Annotated in this window: 3 protein-coding genes; all 3 read left to right on the top strand. The window is 50.4% G+C overall.

Annotation, left to right across the window (positions count from 1 at the left end; genetic code table 11):
- Positions 1 to 23 precede the first annotated feature (23 nt).
- Positions 24 to 164 carry a type II toxin-antitoxin system RelB family antitoxin gene (gene relB, locus G445_RS12120; protein WP_456151101.1) on the top strand — a complete coding sequence of 47 codons (141 nt, stop codon included), beginning with the start codon at positions 24 to 26 and terminating at the stop codon, positions 162 to 164.
- Entirely contained in the window at positions 148 to 411 is a 264-nt protein-coding gene (locus G445_RS0108705; protein ID WP_022867133.1) for a type II toxin-antitoxin system RelE family toxin, read from the top strand. Before relB ends, G445_RS0108705 begins: the two co-directional genes overlap by 17 nt.
- 152 nt (positions 412 to 563) lie before the next feature.
- The coding region (locus G445_RS0108700) for a replication initiation protein (protein WP_022867132.1) at positions 564 to 1,451 on the top strand (888 nt) is incomplete at its 3' end.

Here is a 1,451-nt window from a genome sequence, read left to right as displayed (position 1 = left end):
CTAAGCGTCCTGCTTCTATTTACGTGCGTGAAGCTCTAGAAAACTACCTAGAGGACTTAGAGGACTATTACGAAGCTGTAGAAACCTACCAGCGCGTGTCCAGGGGTGCTGAGAAAACTTATAATCTTGCTGAAGTAGGTGAGGTGCTTGGCTTGGGAGATTAGGATTTCCGAGAGCGCGGTTAAAACGCTCAAGAAACTTGATTCCCCGATAGCTAAACGTATCCACAACGAGCTACTACAAATTAGCCTGCTCGATGACCCTCGTTCTCGTGGTAAAGCTCTAACTGGTAACTGGGGGTCTTTTTGGCGCTATCGCGTGGGGAGCTATCGCATCATCTGCCGGATTGAAGATGAACAGCTACTAATCACCGCTGTTAAAATCGGACACCGGTCAAACATCTACCAATAACCATTACACACCAAACCAAGGCGTGTATATCTGCCGGAGCCGTATAATCTCGCGGTAAAGTGAGGGACGGTAATAAAAACAAACCCCGCACAAGTCGCACAAACGGAAATAAGTTCGACTTGGCGGGGTCATAAACCAAGGAATATTTTACAGTGAACCTAACTCTAAAATCCAGCTACACGCCGGCAGACCTGCTCACAGCCGGAATAGATTATGTTCCCCTCACCGCCGAGGACAGGGACTATTTACACGCTCATATCGGCAAAGAACTGTATCATGTCGCACCAGACCGCACATTTTCGAGCGGATATTTACCCCGCAGATATTGCACAGAGTGCTATCAGCGCATAAAGGACGGGACAAAAGAGCGCGGTACCGCGTGCCAACATGGAGACGTGAAATGTGGGAATTCCCGCCCGCTTTACCGTACGTATGAGCAGGTACGGGCGAAGAATGATGAGTATATCCGGCTCACGTCCGCATGGGTGCAAAGCGTTATAGTCGTAGACATTGACATCACGGGCTATCCAGGGACGCTACAGCCCCTACATGAGGACGTACGGCGGTCACTGATGGACGCTGTAGGGCGGGACATGTGCCCCTATGTGCTGGGTATTAATCGCGCTTCTGGAAAGGCTCAAATCATCTATCTGATTGAGACCGTTTACAGCGCGCACGGACGACCTACGCCCCCCTCAAAACGGCTATTAAAGGGCGTTTCTGAGCGCTTAAATGCATACTACGGGGCAGATACTCATTTCACTCACGGATTCTCTAGAAACCCGTTTACGGACGGCGCAGGATACGACTGGTATCGGGTGCTTTCTGACCGTCCTACGGGCATTTACAGCCTACGAGAACTAGATGAAAGCCTGGAAGAAGCCGGATACCCTAGAGACGTGCCAGAAAAGCCCCAAAATCGCTATTCTTTCGTTTCTGACCTACTAGCGACCGCTATAGACGCGAGAGAAGCGCGGGAAAACCTTAAGAAGCTAGAAGAATCTTTGCCCGCGTTATCCCCTCATGACCGGAAACGGCTT

Source organism: Actinotignum urinale DSM 15805 (genome assembly GCF_000420445.1).
Lineage (GTDB): Bacteria > Actinomycetota > Actinomycetes > Actinomycetales > Actinomycetaceae > Actinotignum > Actinotignum urinale.
This window is presented reverse-complemented; position numbering and strand designations above follow the sequence as displayed.